This is a genomic window from Sphingomonas sp. Leaf4 (assembly GCF_920939515.1).
Lineage (GTDB): Bacteria > Pseudomonadota > Alphaproteobacteria > Sphingomonadales > Sphingomonadaceae > Sphingomonas.
Map to the genome: position 1 here is coordinate 2,501 of NZ_CAKLBB010000028.1, position 3,254 is coordinate 5,754.

Annotated in this window: 1 tRNA gene and 2 rRNA genes; all 3 read left to right on the forward strand. The window is 54.2% G+C overall.

Annotated features, from left to right (window positions below):
• Window positions 1-43 precede the first annotated feature (43 nt).
• The 3 genes from LRA89_RS20285 (at window position 44) to LRA89_RS20295 (ending at window position 3,239) form a co-directional block, all read left to right on the forward strand.
• Window positions 44-2,834, forward strand: a 23S ribosomal RNA gene (locus LRA89_RS20285).
• Window positions 2,835-2,941: 107 nt separating this feature from the next.
• A 5S ribosomal RNA gene (rrf, locus tag LRA89_RS20290) occupies window positions 2,942-3,056 on the forward strand.
• A gap of 106 nt (window positions 3,057-3,162) precedes the next feature.
• Window positions 3,163-3,239 (forward strand) — tRNA-Met (locus LRA89_RS20295).
• The last annotated feature ends 15 nt before the right edge of the window (window positions 3,240-3,254 follow it).

A 3,254-nucleotide genomic window follows, 5' to 3' on the forward strand; every position in this document is an offset into this window, starting at 1 on the left:
GTCGCAAGACCGATCCAGTGTTGTCGTTGGTGGTGTGGACTCTCAAGCGTGAGGTAAGGGCAATTCGTGGATGCCTTGGCATGTACAGGCGATGAAGGACGTGGCACGCTGCGATAAGCGTCGGTGAGCTGTGAGCAAGCTTTGACCCGACGATTTCCGAATGGGGAAACCCACCTATCCGATTAATCCTGAGTGTTGGCAACGACGTTCAGGGTTAATGGGACAAGGTATCTCTTAACTGAATACATAGGTTTCGAGAAGCGAACCCGGCGAACTGAAACATCTCAGTACCCGGAGGAAAAGACATCAACCGAGATTCCGTTAGTAGTGGCGAGCGAACGCGGACCAGGCCAGTGCCTGAATTTCAACTAGCAGAACAGCGTGGAAAAGCTGACCATAGCGGGTGACAGTCCCGTATGCGAAAGTGATAATTCAGGACTCGAGTAGGGCGGAACACGTGTAATTCTGTCTGAACATGGGGGGACCACCCTCCAAGCCTAAATACTCGTACATGACCGATAGCGAACTAGTACCGTGAGGGAAAGGTGAAAAGCACCCCGATGAGGGGAGTGAAACAGTACCTGAAACGGATTGCCTACAAGCAGTTGGAGCTCTCTTGAAGAGTGACAGCGTACCTCTTGCATAATGGGTCTGTGACTTAATCTGTCAAGCAAGCTTAAGCCGTTAGGTGTAGGCGCAGCGAAAGCGAGTCTGAATAGGGCGACCATAGTTTGACGGATTAGACCCGAAACCCGGCGATCTAGGCATGACCAGGATGAAGGTGGGGTAACACCCACTGGAGGTCCGAACCGATTAACGTTGAAAAGTTACCGGATGAGTTGTGTTTAGGGGTGAAAGGCCAATCAAGCCGGGAAATAGCTGGTTCTCCGCGAAAACTATTGAGGTAGTGCCTCGGATGGACACCTTATGGGGTAGAGCACTGGATGGTTGCGGGGGTCGCGAGATCTACCAACACTAACCAAACTCCGAATACATAAGAGTGATATCCGGGAGACAGACGGCGGGTGCTAAGGTCCGTCGTCAAAAGGGAAACAGCCCTGACCTACAGCTAAGGTCCCCAAGTCGTGTCTAAGTGGGAAAGCATGTGGGAATCCCAAAACAACCAGGAGGTTGGCTTAGAAGCAGCCATCCTTTAAAGAAAGCGTAACAGCTCACTGGTCTAAACAAGGGTTCCTGCGGCGAAGATGTAACGGGGCTCAAGACACGCACCGAAGCTTAGGGTGTGGATTTATCCACGCGGTAGCGGAGCGTTCCGTACGCCTGTGAAGCGGCCTGGTAATGGGTCGTGGAGGTATCGGAAGTGCGAATGCAGACATGAGTAGCGATAAAGAGGGTGAGATGCCCTCTCGCCGAAAGACCAAGGGTTCCTGCGCAAGGCTAATCCGCGCAGGGTGAGCCGGCCCCTAAGACGAGCCCGAAGGGGGTAGTCGATGGGAACCACGTTAATATTCGTGGGCCTGGTGGTGTGTGACGGATGGCGTGTGTTGTCGGATCTTATCGGATTGATCCGGCTTCGAAGCTGTCCCGGGAAATAGCCCCACCGTATAGACCGTACCCGAAACCGACACAGGTGGTCAGGTAGAGTATACCAAGGCGCTTGAGAGAAGTGTCCTGAAGGAACTCGGCAAATTGCCTCCGTACCTTCGGAAGAAGGAGGCCCCAACTAGGCGCAAGCTCTGTTGGGGGGCACAGGCCAGGGGGTAGCGACTGTTTAGCAAAAACACAGGGCTCTGCTAAGTCGGCTTCAAGACGACGTATAGGGCCTGACGCCTGCCCGGTGCCTGAAGGTTAAGTGGAGGGGTGCAAGCTCTGAAATGAAGCCCAGGTAAACGGCGGCCGTAACTATAACGGTCCTAAGGTAGCGAAATTCCTTGTCGGGTAAGTTCCGACCTGCACGAATGGCGTAACGACTTCCCCACTGTCTCCAGGACATGCTCAGCGAAATTGAATTCTCCGTGAAGATGCGGAGTACCCGCGGTTAGACGGAAAGACCCCGTGCACCTTTACTGCAGCTTCAGAGTGGCATTAGGAAAGAACTGTGTAGCATAGGTGGGAGGCTTTGAAGCATCGTCGCCAGATGATGTGGAGCCATAGGTGAAATACCACCCTGTTGTTTTCTGATGTCTAACCTGCGCCCATGAAACTGGGCGAGGGACCCTCTGTGGCGGGTAGTTTGACTGGGGCGGTCGCCTCCTAAAGAGTAACGGAGGCGCGCGAAGGTTGGCTCAGGACGGTTGGAAACCGTCTGTTAGAGTGCAATGGCATAAGCCAGCCTGACTGCGAGACTGACAAGTCGAGCAGAGACGAAAGTCGGTCATAGTGATCCGGTGGTCCCTCGTGGAAGGGCCATCGCTCAACGGATAAAAGGTACGCCGGGGATAACAGGCTGATAACCCCCAAGAGCTCATATCGACGGGGTTGTTTGGCACCTCGATGTCGGCTCATCACATCCTGGGGCTGGAGCAGGTCCCAAGGGTTTGGCTGTTCGCCAATTAAAGTGGTACGTGAGCTGGGTTCAGAACGTCGCGAGACAGTTTGGTCCCTATCTGCCGTGGGCGTCGAAATTTGAGAGGAGTTGACCCTAGTACGAGAGGACCGGGTTGAACGTACCTCTGGTGTACCTGTCGTCGTGCCAACGGCGCAGCAGGGTAGCTATGTACGGACGGGATAACCGCTGAAAGCATCTAAGCGGGAAGCCTCCCTCAAGATAAGATTTCTTAGGACGGTCGGAGACCACGACCTTGATAGATCGGATGTGGAAGCGCGGTAACGCGTGAAGCTAACCGATACTAATTGTCCTATTCGCGCTTGTAGAGTTCACACCGCCAACGTCAGCACTGGCTAGACGTTCACGTGGTTGAAACCGCCCAAGCCTTGAAACACACCGATTTGAAAAAACCAATGTGCACCGCCTTCATTGCCTGGTGGCTATAGCGTTTGTGAACCACCCGATCCCATCCCGAACTCGGCCGTGAAACCAACCTGCGCCAATGGTACTATCGCTCAAGCGATGGAAGAGTAGGTCGTCGCCAGGCATTGAAGCCGGTGCACATCACAATGTCATAATTCTTGCACGAACCTCCAGCCGAACCACACGACGACACGCATGAAGCGTGCCGCCGAGCGGCTCAGCTCAAGTGTCGCGGGGTGGAGCAGCCCGGTAGCTCGTCAGGCTCATAACCTGAAGGTCACAGGTTCAAATCCTGTCCCCGCAACCATACTTACACAACGCC